Source organism: Kribbella sp. NPDC023855, from assembly GCF_040639475.1.
Taxonomy (GTDB): Bacteria; Actinomycetota; Actinomycetes; order Propionibacteriales; family Kribbellaceae; genus Kribbella.
Map to the genome: position 1 here is coordinate 261483 of NZ_JBFAAA010000004.1, position 23197 is coordinate 284679.

The 23197-nt window shown below is 68.2% G+C and carries 20 protein-coding genes; 12 read left to right on the forward strand and 8 right to left on the reverse strand.

What is annotated here, in order from left to right; translation table 11 throughout:
* The 4 genes from AB0F51_RS16565 to AB0F51_RS16580 all read right to left on the reverse strand — a co-directional run bounded on the left by AB0F51_RS16565 (nucleotide 1) and on the right by AB0F51_RS16580 (nucleotide 2747).
* Nucleotides 1-1230: a vanadium-dependent haloperoxidase gene (locus AB0F51_RS16565; RefSeq protein ID WP_360280422.1), complete on the reverse strand. Its 1230-nt coding sequence runs from the start codon at nucleotides 1228-1230 to the stop codon at nucleotides 1-3.
* Nucleotides 1231-1309: 79 nt separating this feature from the next.
* A complete protein-coding gene (locus tag AB0F51_RS16570) occupies nucleotides 1310-1381 on the reverse strand; it encodes a putative leader peptide (protein WP_360281554.1) in 72 nt (23 codons plus the stop codon).
* Between the two features lie 122 nt (nucleotides 1382-1503).
* Entirely contained in the window at nucleotides 1504-2100 is a 597-nt protein-coding gene (locus AB0F51_RS16575) for a hypothetical protein (RefSeq protein ID WP_360280425.1), read from the reverse strand.
* A 56-nt stretch (nucleotides 2101-2156) separates the two neighbouring features.
* Nucleotides 2157-2747 (reverse strand): hypothetical protein, encoded by a 591-nt coding sequence (locus tag AB0F51_RS16580; protein ID WP_360280428.1) that lies wholly within the window; start codon nucleotides 2745-2747, stop codon nucleotides 2157-2159.
* A 95-nt stretch (nucleotides 2748-2842) separates the two neighbouring features.
* Between AB0F51_RS16580 and AB0F51_RS16585 the strand changes: the two genes are divergently transcribed.
* From AB0F51_RS16585 to AB0F51_RS16630, 10 genes are all read left to right on the forward strand, one after another.
* Entirely contained in the window at nucleotides 2843-3643 is an 801-nt protein-coding gene (locus tag AB0F51_RS16585; RefSeq protein ID WP_360280431.1) for a GNAT family N-acetyltransferase, read from the forward strand.
* A gap of 72 nt (nucleotides 3644-3715) precedes the next feature.
* Nucleotides 3716-6166, forward strand: a complete 2451-nt coding sequence (secA2, locus tag AB0F51_RS16590; protein ID WP_360280433.1) for an accessory Sec system translocase SecA2 — start codon at nucleotides 3716-3718, stop codon at nucleotides 6164-6166.
* A gap of 594 nt (nucleotides 6167-6760) precedes the next feature.
* On the forward strand, nucleotides 6761-8137 hold the full coding sequence (locus tag AB0F51_RS16595; RefSeq protein ID WP_360280436.1) for a replication-associated recombination protein A: 1377 nt from the start codon (nucleotides 6761-6763) through the stop codon (nucleotides 8135-8137).
* A gap of 466 nt (nucleotides 8138-8603) precedes the next feature.
* Entirely contained in the window at nucleotides 8604-9722 is a 1119-nt protein-coding gene (locus AB0F51_RS16600; protein WP_360280439.1) for a Gfo/Idh/MocA family oxidoreductase, read from the forward strand.
* Nucleotides 9719-10885, forward strand: a complete 1167-nt coding sequence (locus AB0F51_RS16605) for a DegT/DnrJ/EryC1/StrS family aminotransferase (RefSeq protein ID WP_360280442.1) — start codon at nucleotides 9719-9721, stop codon at nucleotides 10883-10885. Before AB0F51_RS16600 ends, AB0F51_RS16605 begins: the two co-directional genes overlap by 4 nt.
* 127 nt (nucleotides 10886-11012) lie before the next feature.
* Nucleotides 11013-11639, forward strand: a complete 627-nt coding sequence (locus AB0F51_RS16610; protein WP_360280444.1) for a sugar transferase — start codon at nucleotides 11013-11015, stop codon at nucleotides 11637-11639.
* Nucleotides 11636-13342, forward strand: coding sequence for a lipid II flippase MurJ (locus tag AB0F51_RS16615; protein WP_360280447.1), 1707 nt, complete (start codon nucleotides 11636-11638; stop codon nucleotides 13340-13342). Before AB0F51_RS16610 ends, AB0F51_RS16615 begins: the two co-directional genes overlap by 4 nt.
* Nucleotides 13339-14904: a hypothetical protein gene (locus tag AB0F51_RS16620; protein WP_360280450.1), complete on the forward strand. Its 1566-nt coding sequence runs from the start codon at nucleotides 13339-13341 to the stop codon at nucleotides 14902-14904. The genes AB0F51_RS16615 and AB0F51_RS16620 overlap by 4 nt, the downstream gene beginning before the upstream one ends.
* The gene (locus tag AB0F51_RS16625) at nucleotides 14901-16283 is read left to right on the forward strand and encodes a hypothetical protein (RefSeq protein ID WP_360280453.1); all 1383 of its coding nucleotides are present in this window, start codon (nucleotides 14901-14903) and stop codon (nucleotides 16281-16283) included. Before AB0F51_RS16620 ends, AB0F51_RS16625 begins: the two co-directional genes overlap by 4 nt.
* Before the next feature lie 49 nt (nucleotides 16284-16332).
* A complete protein-coding gene (locus AB0F51_RS16630; RefSeq protein ID WP_360280456.1) occupies nucleotides 16333-17271 on the forward strand; it encodes a hypothetical protein in 939 nt (312 codons plus the stop codon).
* Here AB0F51_RS16630 and AB0F51_RS16635 read toward each other — a convergent pair.
* The 4 genes from AB0F51_RS16635 to AB0F51_RS16650 are packed head-to-tail and all read right to left on the reverse strand — an operon-like array spanning nucleotide 17230 to nucleotide 22292.
* The gene (locus AB0F51_RS16635) at nucleotides 17230-18438 is read right to left on the reverse strand and encodes a glycosyltransferase (RefSeq protein ID WP_360280459.1); all 1209 of its coding nucleotides are present in this window, start codon (nucleotides 18436-18438) and stop codon (nucleotides 17230-17232) included. The genes AB0F51_RS16630 and AB0F51_RS16635 overlap by 42 nt on opposite strands.
* Nucleotides 18439-18442: 4 nt before the next feature.
* Entirely contained in the window at nucleotides 18443-19873 is a 1431-nt protein-coding gene (locus AB0F51_RS16640; RefSeq protein ID WP_360280462.1) for a hypothetical protein, read from the reverse strand.
* On the reverse strand, nucleotides 19873-21078 hold the full coding sequence (locus AB0F51_RS16645) for an ATP-grasp domain-containing protein (protein ID WP_360280465.1): 1206 nt from the start codon (nucleotides 21076-21078) through the stop codon (nucleotides 19873-19875). Before AB0F51_RS16645 ends, AB0F51_RS16640 begins: the two co-directional genes overlap by 1 nt.
* Complete coding sequence (locus AB0F51_RS16650; protein WP_360280468.1) at nucleotides 21075-22292, reverse strand: FAD-dependent oxidoreductase; 1218 nt, start codon at nucleotides 22290-22292, stop codon at nucleotides 21075-21077. The genes AB0F51_RS16645 and AB0F51_RS16650 overlap by 4 nt, the downstream gene beginning before the upstream one ends.
* Nucleotides 22293-22523: 231 nt before the next feature.
* On the opposite strand from AB0F51_RS16650, the gene AB0F51_RS16655 reads away from it, so the two are divergent.
* Nucleotides 22524-22946, forward strand: coding sequence for a DUF948 domain-containing protein (locus tag AB0F51_RS16655; protein WP_360280471.1), 423 nt, complete (start codon nucleotides 22524-22526; stop codon nucleotides 22944-22946).
* Nucleotides 22943-23197 carry a DUF6167 family protein gene (locus AB0F51_RS16660; RefSeq protein ID WP_360280474.1) on the forward strand — a complete coding sequence of 85 codons (255 nt, stop codon included), beginning with the start codon at nucleotides 22943-22945 and terminating at the stop codon, nucleotides 23195-23197. The genes AB0F51_RS16655 and AB0F51_RS16660 overlap by 4 nt, the downstream gene beginning before the upstream one ends.

Genomic DNA, 23197 nt, shown 5'->3' on the forward strand with positions numbered 1-23197 from the left:
TCAGCGGAACAGGCGATCAGCATCGCGGAGAGCGTTGGCGGCCACCTGGCGGCCGAGGGTGACTCCGGCCGTGTCGGCAGTGCGGGTGTGGATGCCGGACCAGACCCGGGCGTCGACGTTCTCCGTGGTGAGCTGGCGCCAGTCGCTGTAGGTGCGCGTCACGCCCGGCGCGCTCGGGCTGGGGATCGTGTACGGCTTGGTGGTGCGCGCTCCGACCAGGGCGGTCAGCACCTGCTCGGCCGAACCGGAGTACGTGGTGTGGCCGCTGGGGTAGTCCGGGTGGGCTGGTGTGGTGTGCAGCGGCGTCCAGGTTGCGTCAGCGGTCGCACGGATGGCGGTGACCGGGCGCCAGCGCAGGTAGGCGTACTTCGAGTCCGACGTCGCGATCTGCGTGTCGACTGCGGCAACGTGGAACAACGCGACCAGCTTCACCCGCTCGGCGAGTGGCTTCCGTGCTGTCTCTGCCAGCGCCACCCGGAGGGGAGCCGTGTAGAGCACGTACGACGAGCCGAGCCAGAAGGTCGCCGTATCGGTCTGCGCCTGGGTCCTGGTCGGGCTGCCGACAGCCCCGTCGGCGCGTACCTCGGCCAGGTCGCGCTGGTAGCGGTCTGAGCCGAGTGCGGGCGGCGGACCGAGACGGAACTCGTCGGCGCTCCGCAGCAGGAACGGCTTGGCCGAACGGTTCCCGTACTGCGTTGCCGGGCTGAAGGTAGGCGGAGTCGGCTGCCAGGTCCCAGGGCTCGCCGCAGGTGGGGTGAAGGGACTGTTGACCGAGGTGGGCTCCAGCCCGTCACCGCTACGGGTCGCCAGTACTGTCTTGGCCTGCTGTCGTCCCGCAGCCACACCTGCGGCCTCAGCCGGCCCGTTGGGGATCCTGGCGAGGGTGGTGGTCAGTGCCTGGTCCAGCTCGGTCTTACGAGCAGGTACCAGGGTGGTCAGTGTTTCGTGGATGGCGGCGGCCACTGCGGCCTCGCGGTAGTCCTGCGGCCCCGGTGCACGAAGCAGGGCGCGAGTGGCGGCAAGCCAGCCGATCGCCCAGGTGCGGTTGTTGGTCACCTGGGTCGGCGCACCTGCCGCCGCGATGGTGTTGACGGTGAGGTCGTACCACTCCAACGCGACGTCGACGCGTTGCCGGGTCGCCGAGGCGTTCGGCACGGTGAGGACGGCGGAGAAGGCGAGTGCCGGGGTGATCGCCAGAGCGAGGGCACGACGGATCGATCGTTGACGCATGAGACTCCTCGGAGGACGCAAGGATGAAGCGCAGGCAGACAGCGCTACGCGGAAGGGAGAAGAGGTGACAGCCGGAGGATCAACAGCCGGCGCTGGCGGTGCGCATGAGGTCGACGTGGCGCCGGGCCACAAGTCTGATCTCTGCGCTCATACGAAAGATGATGACACGCCGGACCCCGCCGCGAGGCCCTGTATTACTACCTGGACAGTAGACATTCAGCCGGCCCTGCCGCGCTGACGCGACAAGGGCCGGCTGATGCAGGGTCAGGTGTTCTACCAGGTATGCGCGACGTCGACCACGACCCGGCCGGTGTCACCCGGTCCGGTGAGGGTGAAGACGCGGAACGGCAGCCGGGCGCGGACTCCGACGCCGATCGAGGTCTCGCCTTCGAAGCTTCCCTCGCTCACGACCTGCCGGAAGGTCCGGTAGCCGCTGACGTTCGTCAGTTCGTCGTAGTCGGCCGGCTCGTAGGTGGGCCGATACTCGTCGTCATAGGACGGCACCAGCAGGATGATCTCCAGCTTGGCGCCACCACGGGCGGGAATCAGCTTGCCTTCACCGACGGTGGCGAAGTTCGTCACGTAGTGCGCGCGGAGCCAGGACGGCTTTCCCTTGACGTCGAAGACGATCCGGTCGAAACACGCGTGCCGGCCGGTACGGACGTTCGTCAACTGACCCGCTCCTTGCCAAGTGCTTGCCTCAGGCAATGAGCCCCAGCCGGTGGCGCACCCGGCGGCAGCGGTGGTGGTCGTGGTCGGGGCGGCGTACGTCGGGACAGCGACGGCTCCCGCCGGTACTGCGGCGAGTGCGAACACTGCGACTGCGGTGCGGATCGGTCTGCGGATGTGGATGGTGTGAATACATTTCACGATGCCCCCCTTAGGACATCTAGTTAGATGCGCCAAAGGGGGGCGAAGTTATCAACTCACCAGTGGTGCGCCACGTCGACGACGAGGCGGGTGGTGTTGCCGGGACCGGCGACGGTGAACGCCCGGAACGGCAGCCGGGCCCGGACGCCGAGCGCCACTGTCGTCTGGCCCTCGAAACTGCCGCCCCAGGCGACCTGGCGGAAGGTGTCGTACCCGGCGACGGACGACAGCTCCCGCTGCCTCGCCATCCGGTACGTCGGCCGCCCGGCCGCGTCGTACGCGGCCGCGTGCACGACGATCTGGAGGACGGCTCCGCCGCGAGTACGGATCGGCAAGCCGGAGCCGTCCATCGTGGCGACCTTGACGTACCCGATCCGGTAGCCGGTTCGCTTGCCGGTCAGATCGACGACGAGGCGGTCGTAGCACCCGTGCCTGCCGGTACGGACGTTCTCGACGGTCGCCGCGCTCCACCTGCTGCTTGCCTCGGGCAACGAGCCCCAGGCGGTCGCGCAGCTGCCGGTCCGTTCGGCGGCCAGTGGCCGCGCCTGCGCCGGTACGGCGACCGCGGCGCCGGTTGCGAGGGTAGCGATCGCCGCGGCAGCGAGCATGCCGCGGACGGGATGACGAACGATGCTGAACCTACTCATGACGCTCTTCCCTTCCGTGACTGGTGGGGCGCTCTGTAGGTAGGACGCGGTAAAGGGGATGACGGTTGACGTCGCAGCGGACAAGATGGGCAGTGATGATGACACCTGAAGAACTTCTCGACGTCTTCCACCGCCGGATCCGGTTACCGGACGCCGACACCATTCCCGGCTGGAAGCAGGAGGTGGACGGGCTGGTCCACCGCTCGTACTTCGAGGGCGAGGGCGGCGGCGGGTTCGTCGAGGCCCCGCGCGGCCTCGGTGACGACCCGGACGCGGTGATCGCCCGGCAGATCGACTTCTTCCGCGACCGCGGGCTGGAGTTCGAGTGGAAGACCTACGCGTACGACGAGCCGGCGGATCTCGGTGAGCGGCTGACCGGGGCCGGGTTCGTCCGGCAGGACTCCGAGACGCTGATCCTGGGCGAGGTCGACGCGATCCTGGCCCGGCCGGCGGCGCTGCCGTCGAAGGTGCGGATGCGTGACGTGGAGGATGCGGCCGACTTCCACCGGATCGCCGTCTTGATGGACACGCTGTGGAACAACGGGCTGGAGCGGATCGAGGAGCGGCTGGCCGCGGAGTACCGGATGTTCCCGGACCGGCTGGTGGTCACGCTGATCGAGGACGCGCTGAAGGGGCCCGAGGGGCCGGCGCTGACGGCGGCATGGATCCGGTTCCACCCGGGGACGGGGTTCGCCAGCCTGTGGGGTGGCGGGACGCTGCCGGAGTGGCGGCGGCAGGGGCTGTACAGCGCGATCCTGGTGCACCGGGCGAAGATGGCCAAGGAACGCGGGTACGAGTTCCTCCGGGTGGATGCGTCGGAGGACTCCCGGCCGATCCTGCAGAAACTCGGCCTGCACGCGGTCACCACCACCACGCCGTACGAGTGGAAGCCCTGAAACCGAGCCTGACACGCCCGGGCCGGTGAGCGGAACGACCTCGGCAGCCTGTACGTTGCGGAGATCATGGCCATGAAACTCACCTCGCGCTTTCGCCGGCTGCTGCAGCGCCCCGGCTCGATCGACCTCGGCCCGTACGAGAAGCTGACCAGCGCGGTCGGCGACGCGGAGGAGTCGCTCCAGGAACTCACCGACGACGAGCTCACCGAGGTCGTCACCGAGATGCGGACCACCGGCGGGCTGGACGAGGGCGACCAGATCGAGTTCCTCGCCCTGGCCCGGGAGGCCGGCAAGCGGGCGATCGGCGAGCGGGCCTTCGACGGCCAGATCGTCGGCGCGCTCGCGCTGCTGCAGGGCCGGATCGTCGAGATGGCGACCGGTGAGGGCAAGACGCTGGCCGGTGCGTTCGCGGCCGCCGGGTACGCGATCGGCGGGCGGCGCGTCCAGGTGATGGCCGTCAACGACTACCTGGCCCGTCGCGACGCGGAGTGGATGGGCCCGGTCTACAAGCTGCTCGGCGTCTCGGTCAGTTACATCGGCCAGGCGTCGAGCCCGGCCGAACGCCGCGAGGCGTACCAGGCCGACGTCTGCTACGCCCCGGTGAGCGAGCTCGGCTTCGACGTACTGCGGGACCGGCTGGTCGACGACGTCGCCGACCGGGTCACCGTCAAGCCCGACGTGGCGCTGGTCGACGAGGCCGACTCGGTGCTGATCGACGAGGCCCGGGTGCCGCTCGTGCTGGCCGGCGCGACCCGGACCGAGGAGCTCGACGACGACGTGGTCGCGCTGGTCCGCACGTTGCGGGCCGGGATCGACTACGAGATCGACGGCGACGGCCGGACCGTCGCGCTGACCGACAAGGGCACCGACAAGGTCGAGGAGCACCTCGGCGGCATCAACCTGTACGAGGACGAGCACCTCGACCGGCTGACCCAGATCAACGTCGCGCTGCACGCCGAGGTGCTGCTGCGCCGCGACGTCGACTACCTGGTCCGCGACGGCAAGGTCAGCCTGATCAACAACAACCGCGGCCGGATCGCCAAGCTGCAGCGCTGGCCCGACGGTCTGCAGGCCGCGGTCGAGGCCAAGGAGGCCGTCCCGGTCAGCGACTCCGGTGAGGTGCTGGACAGCATCACCGTGCAGGCGCTGGTCAGCAGCTACCCGACCCTGTGCGGCATGACCGGTACGGCGGTTGTCGTCGGCGAGCAGCTGCAGGAGTTCTACAAGGTCGAGGTGGCGGTCGTCCCGCCGAACAAGCCGAACATCCGGGTCGACGAGCCGGACCGGCTCTACCTGACCGCGGCGCAGAAGAACAAGGCGCTGGTCGAGCACATCGCCGAGGTGCACGAGACCGGCCGGCCGATCCTGATCGGTACGCACAGCGTCGAGGAGTCCGAGCAGCTGAGCGACCTGCTCGAGGCGGCCGAGGTGCCGCACGTCGTACTGAACGCCAAGAACGACGCCGAGGAAGCCGCGATCATCGCCGAAGCGGGTGTGCCGGGGACGGTGACCGTGTCGACGCAGATGGCCGGTCGCGGTACCGACATCCGGCTCGGTGGGCGGGACGAGTCGCACGACAAGGACCGCGCGATCGAGCTCGGCGGGCTCTACGTGATCGGCACCGGACTGCACGCGTCCAGCCGGCTCGACGACCAGCTGCGCGGACGCGCCGGACGCCAGGGCGACCCCGGCGGCTCGCTGTTCTTCGCCAGCCTCGAGGACGAACTGGTCACCCGGTACTCCGTGACGTCGGGCCTGCGACCGTCGCCGGACTCCGAGGGACGGCTGACCGACCGCAAGGCGCTCGCGATGCTGGAGCACGCCCAGCGAGTGGCTGACGGTGCCAATGCCGAGCTGCACCGGACCACCTGGTCGTACCACCGCCTGACCGGGCAGCAGCGGGCGATCCTGCTCGACACCCGGGAGAAGGTGCTGACCGAGGACCTGGCCGCCGAGGAGCTGGCAGAGCGGGCCAAGGAGCGGTACGACGAACTGGTCGAGGAGTACGGCGAGGAGACGGTCAAGGCGGCGGCCCGCAAGATCGCCCTGCACCACCTGGACCGCAAGTGGACCGACCACCTCGCGTACCTGGCTGACCTGCGGGAGGGCATCCACCTGCGCTCGCTGGCCGGTGGCATCGTGCACCTGAAGCCGATCGACGAGTTCAACAAGTCGGCGATCGCCTCCTTCGACACGCTGATCGCGGACTCCTGGAAGGAAGCCGCCGAGACGTTCAAGGAAGCCGAGATCACCGCGGACGGCCTGAACGAGGAAGCCTCCGGAGTACCCCGCCCGACGGCGACCTGGACCTACCTGGTCAACGACAACCCCTTCGGCACCGAAGCCGACCGCATCCTCGGCCGCCTCCGCAACGCCATCAAGCCGGAGTCAGCAGCCCAGCCCGAGGAAATCCCCGCCGAAACCTTCGAAGACCTCCCCGAAGAACTCCGAGACCTCGACGACGAGGACCTCCCCGAAGAACTCCGCGAACCAGACGACGACGAACCGAAAACCAAAGACTGAAACAGCAACAGACAGAGAGATCAGGGCGGGGAGGCCGACAGCCTCCCCGCCCTGCCTGCTTGAGGACGTTGTGCCGGTCGAGCGGCGACAGTCGCCAACGCTTGCCCACCATCCAACGAGCCTGGCCTAAGCACCACCCAGGCGAGGCACGGCCGGCGCCTGTTGCACCCGCCCAGAGCGAGGTCCAGCTGGCCTGCTCTAACGCCGAAGGTGACGGCTCGGCCGGATCTGCCGCACTGCCCAGGGTGAGGTTTAGCGGGCGCCCTGCGGGGCTCCAACCAGGGCGCCGACGGGCGCTGTCGGGTTATGCACGCAGCCAGTGCCGCCCGAGGGTCAGCGGGACCTGCTCCATCACGCTGTCCCGCGGACTTGCTACTACACCCACGCCTTCCCTGACTCGAGGCTGAGGTGGGGGAGAGCCGGCAGCGGCGGTGTGGGGGCGCGGCGTGCTCCGACTGTCTGTTGTTTTTGTTTTTTTGTGTCTTCCTTTGATCGTTTGAGCTCTCTGCTCCTCCGCTCTGCCCTTCCCCTCCTCCGCCTCCTCCCCGTCCTCCCGGGGCTGGGGTTGTCGGTGGGGGCGGTTAGGGTCGGGTTGTGAGTGATGGGTTGTTTGAGTTGCCGGGTGTGCCTGCTTCCAGTCGTGGGGGTGGGAGTTTGGCTGATGCCGACCACACCTCGGCGCCGTTGGCGGTGCGGATGCGGCCGCGGAGTCTCGACGAGCTGGTGGGGCAGCAGCATCTGCTGGCTCCTGGTTCGCCGTTGCGGCGGTTGGTCGAGGGGGACCAGCCGATGTCGCTGCTGCTCTGGGGTCCGCCCGGTACTGGGAAGACGACCATCGCGGCCGTCGTTTCGCATGCGACCAATCGCAAGTTCGTGGAATTGTCGGCGGTCACCGCTGGGGTGAAGGAAGTCCGGCAGGTGATCGACGGAGCTCGCCGTGACCTCGCCCGGCCGGGCAACACCGTCGAGACCGTGTTGTTCATCGACGAGGTTCACCGATTCACCAAGGCTCAACAAGACGCGCTTCTGCCAGGTGTGGAGAACCGTTGGGTGACGCTGGTCGCCGCGACCACCGAGAACCCGTTCTTCTCCGTCATCTCCCCACTCCTGTCCCGCTCACTCCTCCTCACGCTCGAGTCGCTGACCGACGACGACATCGCAGTACTGCTTGATCGTGCGCTGACCGACGAGCGTGGGTTGAACGGCGCGTACCGGCTCGAGGACGACGCCAAGGATCACCTGCTGCGGATGGCCGGCGGTGACGCGCGCCGAGCTCTCACCTACCTCGAAGCCGCCGCCGGTGGCGCGCGGGCGAAGGATCCGGACGCCGAGGTCGCGGTGATCGATCTCGCGACGCTGGAGACCGCGGTCGACCGGGCCGCCGTCCGCTACGACCGGGCCGGCGACCAGCACTACGACGTCGCGTCCGCACTGATCAAGTCGATCCGTGGTTCCGATGTCGACGCCGCGATGCACTACCTGGCCCGGATGGTCGAGGCCGGTGAGGATCCTCGGTTCATCGCCCGCCGGCTGGTGATCTCGGCCAGTGAGGACATCGGGATGGGCGACCCAACCGCGTTGGGTGTCGCGGTCGCGGCCGCCGACGCGGTCCAGTTGATCGGTATGCCCGAGGCGAGGATCAATCTCGCCCAGGCCGTTGTCGCGCTCGCGCTGGCGCCGAAGTCCAACGCGGTGATCATGGCCATCGACGCCGCGATCGCCGACGTCCGGGCCGGCAAGGTCGGACCGGTCCCGTCCCACCTGCGCGACGCGCACTACGCCGGCGCGAAGAAGATCGGCCACGGCAAGTCGTACCGGTACTCGCACAACGACCCGCGCGGCGTGGTCGCCCAGCAGTATGCACCCGATGTCGTCGACAAGGTGGACTACTACCAGCCGACCCGGCGCGGCGGCGAAGCGGCGTACGCCGAGGCGCTGACCAAGATCCGCGAGATCCTCCGGAAGCGCTGACCATTCACCGGCGAATTGCCTGGTAATTATCCGCTAATTCCACCAGTAAATGGCGGGCCGGTGGTAATTGCCCGGGTCCGGTCGTCAGCGAGACCCATCGGTGCCGAATGTTCCCCGCTCGCCGCGGCGGCCCGGTCCCGCCGGCGGTGCCCGGACGGCAAGCCCCACAAGTAAAAGAGTTCCAGCGCAAACCGGGGTGAACAGTGGGAATCTGTCCGGAAGTGCCAGCTGTTTGGCTCTTGCGGCAGTCCGCCGAACTGTGATTCTCTGGAGTCGATCGATTACCCAACGAGTTCACCTCAGGTGAGCGGTTGTAGGCCTGTACGTGTGGTAAAAGTCGGCCTATTGTCGTTGTAGGTAATCGGCATTTTTTGCTGGCCGGGGGGTCGGTCAGGGGGTCAGCGGGGGGCTGAGACTCACCGCTGAGCAGGGTCAGGGGTGGTCTCACTATGGGGGTTTGCCGGCAATGACGAATGCTACTGGTCTGCGCGTTGGCGTGGTTGGCTGCGGTTATTGGGGATCGAAACACATCCGGGTTTTGCACTCGCTGGAGTCGGTCGCGACGATTGCCGTGATCGATCCGAACCCGGATCGCGCGCTGCAGTTGTCCCGCAACTATCCGGCGCTGGAGGCGTACAAGAATCTCGACGAGGCGTTACCGCACGTTGACGCGGTGATCATCGCGACGCCGCCGAGCACGCACAAACCGCTGGCCCTGAAGGCGATCGCGGCCGGCCGGCACGTGATGGTGGAGAAGCCGCTGGCGACCAACGCGGCCGACGCCCGCGAGATGATCGCGGCGGCCGAGGCCCGCGGTGTCGTCCTGATGGTCGGCCACACCTTCGAGTACCACTCGGCCGTCTGGCAGCTGCGCGAGATGGTCCAGAAGAGGGAGCTCGGCGACCTCTACTACCTGGACACCGCGCGGCTGAATCTCGGGCTCTACCAGAACGACTGCAACGTGCTGTTCGACCTGGCGCCGCACGACGTGTCGATCCTCAACTTCGTGCTCGGCGCGACGCCGGTGAGCGTGCAGTGCTGGTCGTCGCACCACGCGCACCAGCTGGAGGACGTCGGCTACCTGCGGTTGCACTACAAGGACCCGGACATCACCGCCAACGTGCACGTCAGCTGGCTGGACCCGTGCAAGGTCCGCCGGGTCACCATGGTCGGCAGCCAGAAGATGGTCATCTTCAACGACCTGGAGTCGGAGGAGCGGATCAAGATCCACGACAAGGGCGTCTCGCAGGCACCCCAGCTCGGTGAGGACCTGACCCAGCCGCCGATGTCCTACCGGTACGGCGATGTGGTGTCCCCGCACCTGGTGATGAACGAGCCGTTGCTGGTCGAGGACGAGCACTTCGCGGATTGTGTGCTCAGCGGGATGGTCCCGTTGACCGGCGGCGCCAACGGGCTTGCCGTGGTGGAGGTCCTGGAGGCTGCCCAACTGTCGGCCGCCCAGGGCCGCGAGGTCCTGCTGGAGGAGGTCCGTGGCAGCAAGGTCGTCCTGGCGGAACCGGCCATGGCGCCGCAGGCCACCGCGGTACTGAGCAACGGTTCCGCTCCGATCGGCGACCTGCGGTGAGTACCGCTGTCACCACCGGCCGGCCACAGCCGTTCCGGTCGGGGGAACCTGTTCCGTTCCTGGACATCAGGGGCGCGACCGAGGACGTCGCCGACGAGGTGCGGGCCGGCTGGGACGAGCTGCTGCGCACCGGCCAGTACGTCGGTGGCGCCGCGGTCACGCGGTTCGAGTCCGAGTGGGCGGCGTACTGCGGGACGCAGTTCGCCGTCGGGGTGGCCAATGGCACCGACGCGTTGCACTTGGCGATGCGTGCCTTGGGCATCGGTCCTGGGGACGAGGTGATCGTGCCCGCGAACACCTTCGTGGCCACCGCGGAGGCGGTCGTCCTGGCTGGCGCCGCGCCGCGGTTCGCGGACGTCGACGACCGAACACTGCTGCTCACGCCGGAGACGATCAAGGCCGCCGTAACGCCCGCCACCAAGGCGGTCGCGGTAGTCCACCTCTACGGTCAGCTGCCCGACATGACGGCGATCTCGCAGCTGTGCGAAAGTCTCGGGCTGATCCTGATCGAGGACGCCGCCCAGGCCCAGGGCGCAACCTGGAACGGCCGCCGGGCCGGTTCGTTCGGTGCCGTCGGTTGCTTCAGCTTCTACCCGGGCAAGAACCTGGGCGCCTTCGGTGACGCCGGTGCGGTGGTCACCTCGGATCCCCAGCTGACCGAGCTGATGCTGACGATCCGCGACCACGGCCGGATGCAGAGCGCCGACGGTCACCACTCGCACGCAGTACTGGGGATGAACAGTCGGCTCGACAGTCTCCAGGCGGTCGTGCTGTCGGCGAAACTGCGCCACCTGGACGAGTGGAACCTGCAGCGGCGTGCGCTGATGGCGACGTACCGGGAGCTGATCGATCCGGCTCGGGCCAGGCTGGTCGAGCAGCTTGCCGGCGGTGAGGGTGTGCACCACTTGGCCGTTGTCCAGGTGGACCAGCGCGACCGGGTCCGAGAGCTGCTCGCCGAGCGGGGGATCGGTACGGGGATCCACTATCCGGTGCCGTGCCACGTGATGGCCCCCTACGCGCAGTACGCCGATGGGTCACTGCCGGTGGCCGAGGCGGCCGCCGCGAGGCAGCTGTCCCTGCCGATGTTCCCGCACCTGTCCCAGGACGACGCGCAACGGTCCGCCGAGGAACTGAACGCCGTACTGGCGGAGCTGGACCGATGAGTCAGCACGTGGATCGGCCCAGGACGGTGACGGCGCTTGGGTGCGGTGTGACGATGGAGGTAGCGGGATGAGTCTCCTCCGCGGTAGCCGGGCAACCCCCGTAGCCCGGCCTATTCCCGTCCGCGGAGTGAGCCGCATCATTCCGGTGGGACTCGGGAAACGGTCACTCGACCTGATCCTTGCTTTCACCGGGATGGTGCTGGCTGCACCAGTACTGCTGGGCATCTACCTGTGGATTCGGCTGACCAGCCCGGGGCCGGGTCTGTTCCGCCAGGTCCGGCTCGGCGCCGGTCAGCGTGAGTTCGTGATGTACAAGTTCCGCACCATGGGGACCGATGCCGACCCGTCGGTCCACCGGGAGTACGTCCGCAGGATGGCGGCGGGGGAGGCCGAGAAGGTCGACGGTCTCTACAAGCTGCACCGCGACCCACGGATCACCAGGGCCGGCGCGTTCCTCCGCAAGGTCAGCTTGGACGAGCTGCCGCAACTGCTGAACGTACTGCGCGGCGACATGTCCCTGGTCGGCCCACGACCGGTGCTGCCGTTCGAGGCCGAGCTGTTCCCGGACTGGGCGATGGAACGCTTCGCGGTGAAGCCGGGACTGACCGGACTGTGGCAGGTGAACGGGCGCAACAAGCTGACGATGGACGAGGGCCTGCGCTACGACCTCGAGTACGTCGCCACCCGCAGTGTCCGGCTGGACCTGTTGATCATGCTCAAGACCGTGCCAGCGGTGGTCGGGGGAGCGCGTTGACCGCAGCGGATCAGAGCGAGCAGATCGCGTCGTCGGAGCCGGTGAACGGTTCCGACGACGAACTGCTGCGTGATCTGACCAGCGGCAGCGGTACTGCGCGCGACTCGATGACCGTCGGGGCCTGGACGGCCCTCAGCCGCGGTACCGGCGTGATCCGGGTCGTGGTGATCGGTGCGGTCCTCGGCCCGACCTTCCTCGGCAACACCTACCAGCTGACGAACTCACTGCCGAACCTCATCTACTACGGCTTCCTGGCCGGTTCGCTCTTCGTGTCGCTGCTGGTGCCGGCACTGGTCAAGCACATCGACAGCCGCCGGCCCAAGGACACAGCGAGGGTCAGCGGCGGGTTCCTGGGCATCGCGCTTGCCCTGTTGCTCCTGCTGGCACCAGTGGCCGTGGTACTGCTACCCGAGCTCCTACGCGTCACCTCACTCGGCGGTGTCGGCCTGAGCGGCTCGGCACTCCAGGACAGCGGCCAGATCGGTGTCACCCGACTGCTGATCCTGCTGACCATCCCGCAGGTCTTCCTGTACGCCGTTGTCGGCTCGGCGACCGCAGTCATGTACGCGCACCGCCGCTTCGCCCTGCCGGCCGCGGCACCCCTGGTGGAGAACATCGGCATCATCCTCGTCCTGGTCCTCGTCGGCATGATCTACGGCACCGGCAAGGAGTTGGGCTCCCAGTCGACCGGTGAGGTGCTCCTGCTCGGGCTGGGCTCGACAGGCGCCGTCGCAGCGCATGCAGCCATCCAGTGGTGGGGTGCCCGCCGCGCAGGGATCGTCCTGCGTCCCCGGCCGGGCTGGCGCGATCCTGAAGTGCTCGTGACGATCCGGAAGGCACTGCGGTCGGTAACGCAGGCCGGGTTGCTCGCAGTACAGCTGCTGGCGCTGTTGCTCGTCTCCAACCGGGTCGCCGGCGGCACGGTCGCCATCCAGATGGCCTTGAACTTCTACTACCTGCCGATTGCTCTGGCCGCCACCCCGGTCGCTCTGGCGCTCCTGCCAAGACTGTCGCGGCTGCACCAGAGTGACTCGAAAGACGAGTTCACTGGCACGTTCATGGAGGGCCTGGGGCTGGCTTTGTTCCTGGCGGTCCCCGCGGCGGTCGGCTTCGTCGTACTGGCTGATCCGATCGCGCACACCATCGCAGCGGGCCAGATGGCCTCGCCGGAAGGGCTGCGGATGATCGCTGCCGGCCTTGCCGCACTAGCGCTCGGATTGGTGGGGGAGACGACGTTCTACGTCACCACGCAGGCCGCCTATGCCCGTGGCGATACCAGAACACCGCTGATCTCCATGGGCTTGCAGGCAGCTGTCTGTCTCACACTGTGCGTGCTGGCCACCTTCGCCCGGCCCAGCTTGTTGCTACCGGCAATAGGCGCCGCGTACGCCGTTGCTGCCCTCGTCGGTGGTGCGCATCTCTTCCTGCGGATGAGTCGGGGCTGGCCGCGGCGCGAGCTCTGGGGATCGCTGGGCAGGATCGCCATCGGCTCGGCCGCGATGGCGCTACCGGCGTACTTCACCGCCCAACTCATCACCGCCAACCTCCACGGAAGACCAGGACAGGCGCTGGCCTTGGTCGCTGGAGCTGCGGTCGGTGTGCTCACGTTTGCCCTGAGCCAGCTCGTACTGCGATCGCCGGAACTCACCTGGCTGACCGCAGGCTTACGCGGTAGGGGCAGGGCAGGTGCGGAGACCGGATGACGATCGCTGCTCCAACTGTGGTGCTGGGGACCGGCCAGGCGACTGACCGGTCCCGACGGCTGCGTCTGGACCTTGTTGCGCTGGTGGTGGCGGGCATCTGCCTCCCGGTGCTGACCGGCGCCCTGTTGGCCGTCTCGGTGATCGCCGCGCTCGCAGTGGCGGCAGTGATCGGCCTGTCCCTGCTGGTCTGGCGCAAGCCCGCCGTAGCGGCGTACCTGATCATCGGACTGACTCCGCTGGTCGCAGGTATCGACCGCGGCCGCCTGGTGCCCGTACTACGTCCCAACGAGGCCCTGGCGGTCTTCCTCGCAGGCATCCTCGTGCTGCGATTCTTCGTCCTCTACCGTCCCGGTACGCCGCTGCGTCTGCGCGTCGGCCGGATCGAGGCGTCGCTGATCGCCATCGCGGTCAGCAGCTCGATCCTGCCGCTGGCCTGGATGTTCCTGCAGGCCAAGCCGATCTCGGCCGACGACATCTCGTACGCGCTGGTGCTCTGGAAGTTCCTCGGCGTCTACGGGATCGTCCGGGCGACCGTGCGGACCCAGCGCCAGGTCTGGTTCTGCCTGTGGGCGTCGATCGGCTCGGCCGTCGTGCTGGGCGGGCTGGCGATCATGCAAACCCTCGACGTGCCCGGCATCCGGGCCCTGCTGATGACGTACTGGGTGCCGTTCGGATTCGAGGCGCAGCTGGAGATCCCGCGCGGGAGCTCGACCCTGTCGTTGCCGGCCGCAACGGCCGACGTGCTGATCTTCAACCTGGCGATCGCGGTGGCGATGCTGTGGAAGGGCCGCCGGCAGATCGCGGTCCTGGTGACAGCCTGCCTGATCTTCGTGATCGGCACCGTCGCCGCCGGTGAGTTCTCCAGCCTGTTCGGCCTGCTGGTGGCGGTCGTCTGCATCGCCCTGGCACTGCGGCGGCTCGACCTGCTGCGCTACGCGCCGATCGGTCTGTCGGTCGCGGTGATCGCGGCCTGGCCGGCGGTGACGCACCGGCTGGAGGGGTTCCAGTCCGTCCAGGGCCTGCCGAACAGCTGGATCGTGCGTTGGTACAACCTGGAGACCTACTTCTGGCCGGACCTTTTCCAGGGCTCGAACGTGCTGTTCGGCGTCCGGCCGTCGGCCCGGGTGGTGGTGCTGAGCCAGGGCACCGGCTACGTCTGGATCGAGAGCGGCTACACCTGGTTGCTGTGGGGTGGCGGGATCCCCCTGTTCGCGGCCTTCTGCTGGTTCGTCCGGAACGCCCTGAAGGAGCTCTGGGCGCGCTGCCAGGACCTGGCCGACTGGAGTGCGGTGGCGGCCGTCGGCGCCTTCACCGCGGTCGTGGTGATCGTCGCGCTGATGAACTTCGACCCGCACCTGACCTACCGGGGCACCGCGGACCTGCTCTTCGCGCTGCTCGCCCTGGCGGCGATCGGGAAGGACCCGCCGGACCCCGCATCGGACACAGCATCGGACGCTGTATCGGACACAGCTGAGGCACAACCAGCACGGAGCACTGTCGAAGAGCGGCAACTGGGGGCGATGATGACCACAGAACACACAGTCACGGGGGCGGACAGATGAGCGGATCGAACCATCGCACCGCGAAATCACGCGGGATAGTCCGCAGCTACCTGTGGGTGATCATCCTGGTCACGCTGCTGACGGCGGCCGCGGCCGGTGCGACCGTGATGTCCCGGCCCCGGCTGTACGTCGGTGCGGCCCAGGTGGTCGTCTACCCGGACGCCGCCCGCGGGGGCGGCGCGGTGGCACCCGACATGGGCACCGAGCGTGAGGTGGCGAACTCGGGCGTCGTCTCGGCCGCTGCCGCCAAGTCGCTGGGGATCGGCATCACCGAGGCGACCAACGCTCTGTCGGTGACCGTGCCGGTGGACGCCAATGTGCTGCAGTTCAAGTACTCCTCCGAGAACCGCTCGCAAGCGCTGGCCGGTGCCGCCGCCTTCACCACGGCGTACGTCGACTATCGCAACGCCGACCGCAAGACCAAGCTCGCCGAGGTGATTTCGCCGGCCACCGTGCCGACCGAGCCGGAGGCGGCGAACCTGCCGCTGATCGTCGGCCTCGGCCTCGTCCTGGGTCTGATGCTCGGCATCGGGTTCGCCTTCGTCTGGGACCGCGCCCGCGGGCGACTCCGGGGTGCCGCCGACATCACCCGGCAGACCGGGTTGCCTGTCCTCGCCCAGGTTCCGATGGTCAAGCAGCGCTTCCCGCTGGTTCCAGAGGCCGGCCCGGCAACACCCGAACGCGAAGTCTTCGGCTATCTGGCAGCGCATCTGACCACGCTGACCACCCGGGGCAAGGGTGCCTCGCTGCTGGTCACCAGCCCGTCGCCGGGCGCCGGCAAGACCACGGTGGCCGCCCAGTTGGCGATCGCGATGGCGGCGACCGGCAAGGAGGTCGTACTCATCGGCGGCGACTTGCGGCACCCCGATCTGCACCTGCTGTTCGGACTGCCGCTGACGCCGGGCCTGACCGACGTACTGGCTGACTCGGGCAAGCTGGAGCGGTCTGTGCAGGCGACCGAGTTCGTCAACCTGCGGGTGCTTCCCGGTGGAACGCCGCGGGTGGGTGCCTGGTTCAACGTCGAGGACCTCGAGTTGCTGCTGCAGGCGCTGTCGAAGCACTCCTTCGTCATCGTCGACGCGCCGACCGCGATCGGGGCGACCGAGTCCGCCGTACTGGCGGGCCGGACCGACTTCACGCTGCTGGTGGTGGACGGCCAGCGGGGATCTCGTGAGGCGGCGGCGGAGGCGGTCTCGGCGCTCAACGGTGTGGGCGGCAACCTCATCGGCTGCGTGACGAACTCGCCGCGGTCGCGGAGGTTCAAGCGCAAGACGGTGCCGGCGTCGCTCGAGGCACGCCATGGCCGGGAGACCACGCCGACCAACGGCGACCCGGTCGGCGACGGCACGTCCGCCAAGTCGGAACATGTCGGGCACTGACCCAGTGCGTCTGCAAGGCCGGCTCCGTCGGCGCCTGATTCGGGGCACCGTGGCACTGGCGACCGTGGTTGGCGTCTGGCTGGCCCTGCCCGGCCTCCACAGTGCGGGCGACGATCCGCCGCCCGCGGACGGCTACTGGCAGACCTTGCCGACGGGATCGTGGTCGGAGCTCCCCAGTGAGGCCGAGTGCGCAAGTCGGGTGCACCGCTCGGAGTGGGAGCCACGACCGGGCAACAACACCCCCAACCAGACCATGCCGGCTGTGGACGCAGTACGCAGCTCACTGGCGGCACGGCCGCGCGCCACCGAAGCAGGCGCGTACGACGTCCGCTGGGACAGCCTGCTCCTGGCCCGAGTCACCGGCCACCACACCGGTACTACGGACGAGAACATCCAGTGGGCAGCCTGCAAGTGGGGTCTGGCCGACAACCTGGTTCGCGCTGTCGCGGTCACCGAGTCCACCTGGTACCAGAAGGACCTGCACCCGTCCGGCGCGTGCGTGGAGAAGCGCGGCTGTGGGGACCTGTTCCCGGCGCCGACTGCTGCCTCACGTGAGTACTGCAACGGACTCAAGCTCGCCGGCTACGACTACCAGCGGGACTACGGCCCCGACCGGTGCCCGAAGACGTTCTCAATCGTCGGCGTGATGTCGTACCAGGATCCCGCCTGGGGCCGGATGCCGGCCAACCAGAACGGCACGTTCCCCTTCAACCGGGACTCGACGGCCTTCGCGCTCGACTACTACGGCGCTTTCATCCGTGGCTGCCTGGAAGGCTGGGCCTGGTGGCTGACCGGCAGGGAGAACCCGGCTGACCCCGAGACCCGGCTGGACGGCTGCGTCGGCGCCTGGTTCGCGGGCGAGTGGCGCACCAAGCCGGCGACGGACTACGCCGCGCTGGTGCACAAGACGGTGCAGGAAAGGCCCTGGCTGCACAGGACCTGGGCCTCACCGTCGGTCGTCTGCTCCTGGCTCCGCGGTTGCGGCTGACGGCTCGCAACCGATCGCCCGCAGGTAGATCGGCGTCTGCCGCTCCCAGGCCAGCTGCTCGGTGATCAGCCTGCGTCCGGTGTCGCCCAGTCCCTTGCGGGCGGTCGGGTCGTCCAGCAGCGCGACCACTTCGGAGGCGATCGTGGGGATGTCACCGGGGGGCGTGAAGACTCCGGCGCCGTCGGCGAGCAACCTGCTCTCCTGCAGGTCGAAGCAGACCAGCGGGAGGCCTTGCGCCATGTACTCCATCACCTTCACCGGCGACACCTCGACCTGGAGGCTGCAGTCGATACCGAGGTCCGCCGTCGCCAGGTAGCTGAACAGGTCCTTCTCGGGAATCCAGCCAGGGAAGGTGATCCAGCGCTCCAGGCCGAGGTCGAGCGTCATTTGCTTGACCTCGTCGAGGCACTCGCCGTCGCCGAGGATCACGAATCCACAGTCCTCCCGGCCGAGATCACGGATCACGTACTCCGCCACCTTCACCACCAGGTCGACCCGGTCCTGCCGGCCCATCTTGCCGCACCAGGCGACCAGGTAGCGGTGCTCACCGTGCAGGCTCGGCTCAGCCACCGCGAGCGAAGTACGGGCGAGCACTGGGCCGTTGTAGACCAGGGAGACGGCTTCTGGTTTCGCTCCGGCTGCCACCATCCGGTTCTTCAGGTAGGTGTTCACCGTGAGGCTGTGGTGGGCGACTCGCTGACTGCGCCGCTCCAGCCAGTGGAGTGCCTTGAGCATCAGCTTGGGCGGTTCGTCGTACCGGTTGTTCAGCAGTTCGGGCATCAGGTCGCGCTGGTCCACCAGGATCCGGGTGCCGGCCCAGCGCAGTACCCAGGCCAGCGGGAAGTAAATGTCCGGCGGCTGACAGATCTGCAGTACGTCGATCCGCCCGCGCAGCCGCAACCGCAGGAGGTACCAGCTGGCCCAGAGGAACGACTGCAGGTACTCGCCCACGTAGCCGACCGGCCCGGACGGCTGCTTGGGCGCTGGGTATTCGAAGACAGTCAGCCCCGGTACGTCGCGGTAGCGGGCGTTGTCGTCGTCGCGCATGGTGATGACGGACAGCCGTACTCCAGCCGTCAGCAGGTCATCCACCTGCTTGCGCAGCCTGGTGTCGACCCCCAGCGCGACGTTCTCGACGATCACTGCGACGTGCAAGGGCTTCGGCATCGTGCTAGACCTCCTGGTTGGCCGGTACTGCGTACGTCACGCTGCCGCGACCCTCAGCGGACCCCACCAACCTCCACCCGTCAGGGCTCTGCTGCAGCTCGCTCGACGCGCGGTCCCGCCACCAGGACGCCACCTCTCGCGGCAACGCCTTCCACGCCGTCTCATCGCTCTGGAACTCGTCCAGCAGCTGCTGCCAGCCCTTGGCCAGCCGCGGATCCTCGGCGTAGTCCGGATGCGCCAGCACCAGCACCATGCCGTGCAGGTCCCGGAGCTCGCGGGCCTTGCCGACCCACAGCTCGCCGTCCTCGTGCTGCAGGATCTCGAACAGCGTGTGGTCCTGGGGGAGCGTGATGGGCAGCTCCACCATTCCCTCGTTGAAGAACGGCAGGTACGTGCAGCAGCCGCCCGGCTGCGGCTCGTACGGATCGGTGTCCGTGTACGACGAGTCGTAGTCGAACCCCATCGTCGGCATCAGCTGCCACGACCGCTGGGTCGCGGGGGAGCGGAAGCCGACAGCACCCCAGCGGTCCGCGTTCGCCCGCATGGCCGGCAACCGCTCGGCCAGCAGGCGTTTGGACGCCACGTCCCGGCCGTCGTGCCGCAGCCCGTGGACTCCGACCTCGCACCCATCGGCCTTCACCTGGGCGACTATCTCGTCCGACACCTCGTACCGCTCGGCCACGAAGTTCCAGGAGGACCGGTAGCCGCGGTCGCGTTCCGGTGCCCTGAGCAACTCCATCTCGTCGCGCCCGAAGGCCGTCTCGACGTCGTGCGTGAGCACCATGGCCCAGGAGTGCCCGTCCGGCCACAGGTCGATCCAGGGCACCGGGGCGCCCGCCAGACGGGTCGTCAGGTCGAACAGCCAGTCGTAGAAGGTGTGCAGGCTGTGCTCGATCGGCCAGGCCGGGAAGGACGGCGTGTTCTGGTGCTTGGCGAACACGCGGCGCATCCGGAGCTGCAGCGGCCGGGGGAGTAGCGGGCGTACGACGTAGTACCCCTGGACCATGCCCTTGCGGATCAGCCGTTTGACGTTGGCGCTGCCGACTGTCTTGTAGCGCTCCGACCAGAGGAAGGTCATCGCCTCACCCGGGTCCAACGGCAGGAACACGTTGCCCTGCTCGTCTTCCCAGACTGCTGCTACCTCGGTGCCGCGGCCATCGAGGATCGGCTCGACCTTCCGCCAGCTGTCGCTCACCGGGGACAGCGCAGTACCGGTGTAGAGGTGGCAGGCGATCGTGAAGCCGGCCAGTTGGTAGCGGCCCGCCCGGTAGTCGCTGTGGGGTGGCTTGGCCCCAGTGGAGCGGACCCAGGTGAGTTGGCGGCCCGAGGTGCCGGCCGTGACTGTCCCCAGCCGGGACTCGAGCGCCACCTCGTCGACGTCGTACGGGACCCGGAAGTAGTCGAAGAAGGCGAACGGGTGCGTCGACTCGAACATCACAGCCCCCGCTTGACGAACAGGTAGGGCAGCAACGCCACCTCGTACAGTCCGGGCAGGGGATCGCGCAGGCTGAACACAGCCTCCGTCTGCACGCCACGGAACGTCTTCAGATAGGGCCCGACCTTCAGCTTCCCGGCCTTGATGTCCAGTACGGCGTTCGGCAGGTCTGTCGCCAGCCGGATCCACCGGACACCCGCACGAGCCTGGCACTCGGTCACCGGAAGCCCCACCTGGTCGCGGTAGACCAGGTAGGGGAAGTCGGCGCCTGCGGTGTAGCCGAGGGAGTGGTAGCCCCACGTCCGCGCGTTGACGTCCAGCAGCTTGTACTGCCCGTCACGCTCGTCCTGCTTGTACTCCAGCTCGACCAGGCCGTAGTACCCGATGTCGCGCAGGAAGGTCAGTGAGTGCTTGGCCAGCTCGGGCAGGTCGATCGTCTCCACGAACGTGCTCGCCCGGCCGAAGTCCGACGGGTGCTGCCGCAACCGGCGTACCGTCATCTCCGCGACCGCCTCGCCGTCCTTGAAGAAGGCACAGAAGCCGAACTGCCGGTCACCGCCACCAGGGATCAGCTCCTGGACGATCACCTCGGCCGCGCCGACGATGGCGACCGCCTTCCGGTACGCCGCCTCGAGCTCGGCCGGGGTGTCCACCCGCCAGGCCTTGGCCCGGGTCTCGTAGAAGAAGTTCTCCTTGATCGCCGGTTTCAGAATCACCGGTGAGGTCAGCTCGATCTGGTCGAGGTCGGCGAACGACTCCGGGAACCAGCAACGGGGGATCGGGATCCCCAGCCGCTCCGCCCGCTGGTACGTCTCCCGCTTGTCCCACGCGGGCTGCACTGCCGACCAGGCCGGCGTCGGCAGCTTGTAGTACTGACTCAGTTGCTCACGGTTCGCCGCGATGGCTGCGACGGTCTCCTCCCGAGTCGGGTAGAGGACCGAGCCCTGCAGGCCAAGCCGCTCACAGGCGTCGATGAGGATCCGCACTGTCTCATCGGCATCGCGGAGCGTCGGCACCCGCTCGTGGTGGGTGACGTAGCGGGACACACGCGAGATGGACCGCTCGTCGTCGAGCACAGTCACCGGTACGCCGTACCGGCCGAGGCTCCGCACGATGCCGAGACCCTGGTAGTCGCCCCCGACGACTACCGCCCCCACCTGTGTGCCCGAACCGGAGTCCCTCGTGCGGAACGGGCTGCGGCTCATGCGCCTTCGCCTGTCGGCTCCAGTCGGCCGGCGCTTGGAGCAGTCCGGCGCTGGCTGCCCCGCAGGGCCCGGGTGACCGACTCCGCGCCGTACCAGCCGCCGGAGACGAAGCGCATGATCGGTCCGAAGCTCCTGGCCGCCGGAGCGCCCAGGATGTGCAGCCCCGGTATGGAGGTCTCCATGCCGCGCTTCAGGACCGGGTAGCCGTTCACGGTGGCGATCCGCTGTGCCAGCGCCGGGTCCAGGAACGGATAGCGCTTGATGTCCACCTTGTACCCCGTGCCGAACAGCAGGTGATCGACCGTGCGCGCACTGCCATCACTCAGCTCGACCTGCACCCGGTCACCGACCTCCTTGGCGCTGGTGACGGTCACACCGGTCCCGATCGAGATGTCGGTCAGGCGCGACACCAGCCAGGCAGCACCAGCCGGCCGGATCGCTCGGTGCGCCAGCTTGTCCTGGACCGAGCGCGGCAGGCTGGTGAACAGGCCTGGCGCGGCAACGAGCCGCGACAGGCCCAGTGGGCCGACGTCGGTCGGCGCGTAGAACAGTGGCGCCAGCCGGCCGAGACGGCGCTGGTACTTGCCACCGTGCAGCCAGTTGATGTGGTCTGCCCGTGCGGCAACCTCTACTGCGCCACCGGACTCATGGATGAGTGCAGCGGATTCCAGGGCACTCTGGCCGCCACCGACCACGAGCACCTCTTTACCCCTGAACTTACTGAGGTCGTCATGGTCGGCCGTGTGCGACGCAAGGTGCGCAGGAAGGCTCTTGAGCACCTCCGGGCGGTTCACGAAGTCCGCGATCCCGCCCGCCACCACGAGCTTGCGGACCCGGAGCTGGGTCTCGTCGGCGAGCGTCAGCACGAAGCCGTCACCGTTCGCCTCCGCGCGGGTGACCCAGCGCCGGTCGACGTCCGGCGCGACCTTCGACTGCACCCACAGTCCGTAGTCGATGAACTCCGCCAGTGGTACCGGCCGGGTGAAGTCGCGCCCGCTCTCGGCCAGGTACGGCTCGAGTGCCAGCGGCCCGTCGTACTCGGCGATGCAGGTCGCGGTCCAACTCGATCTCAGCAGCATCCCGGCCGGCATCGTTCGCCAGAACGACATCGGGTCGCCGAAGATGCGGACTTCTTCACCCGCGCGGCGTAGGTGCGCGGCTGCGGCGAGGCCATGCGGGCCCGCGCCAAGGACAGCAATGGCCGTCTCGTCCATTAGGTGGTCTCCCCCCACGTCCTGGAACACTCCCCCCGGAGCTGAGGCCAGTATGGCTCATTCAGTGGCGTAGGTCACTGGTCCGCGCGATGAACTCTGACCGGATTGCCGGGATAGCTGAGCCGGCAGCGAGGGTGTCCCTGTGACGGGGACTGTGCTACCCGCGCGATAAGGTCCCTGGGTACCCGGGGCCACGGGACGGACGTGTCGAACGGAAGGCGGATCGTAACCATGAGCGTCGGTGAAGTCGCGGGGCTGATAGCAGCCTGCGCACTGCTCATCCTGGTGGGCCTGCTGGCCTATCCGATCCTGAAGCTGGGCAAGGTGTTCGACGAGACGCGGATCATGGTGAAGGGCGTCTCCGACTCCAGCGTGCCGTTGCTGGACGAGGTGACCACCACCGTCGCGACCACCAACGCGCAACTGGCCAAGGTGGACACGATCACCGACAACGCGACCACCGTGACCACCAACGCGGCCGCGCTGGCGTCCTTGTTCGCGGCGACCGCGGGTGGTCCGCTGGTGAAGGCGGCCGCGTTCACCTACGGCGTCCGCCGGGCACTGGGAGAGAACCAGCGCCGGGACGTGTCCCGCCGGGTGAAGGACGAGATGAAGGCCGAACGCAAGGCGAAGAAGCGCGGTGACGCACTGTGAAGCGGATCCTCTGGTTCATCATCGGCACCGCGGTCGGTGTCTACGCGGTGACCCGGTTGAAGAAGCGGGCCCAGGTGCTCGCGCCGGAGAGCCTGCAGCAGTCGGCCGGGAAGGTGGCCAGCGCGATCCGGCACTTCGGCGACGAGGTCCGGGCCGGGATGGCCGAGCGGGAGACCGAGCTGCGCGACGCGCTCGGTATCGACACAGCAGCGAACCAGAACACTTCAACACAGCGTGAGGACTACCGGTAA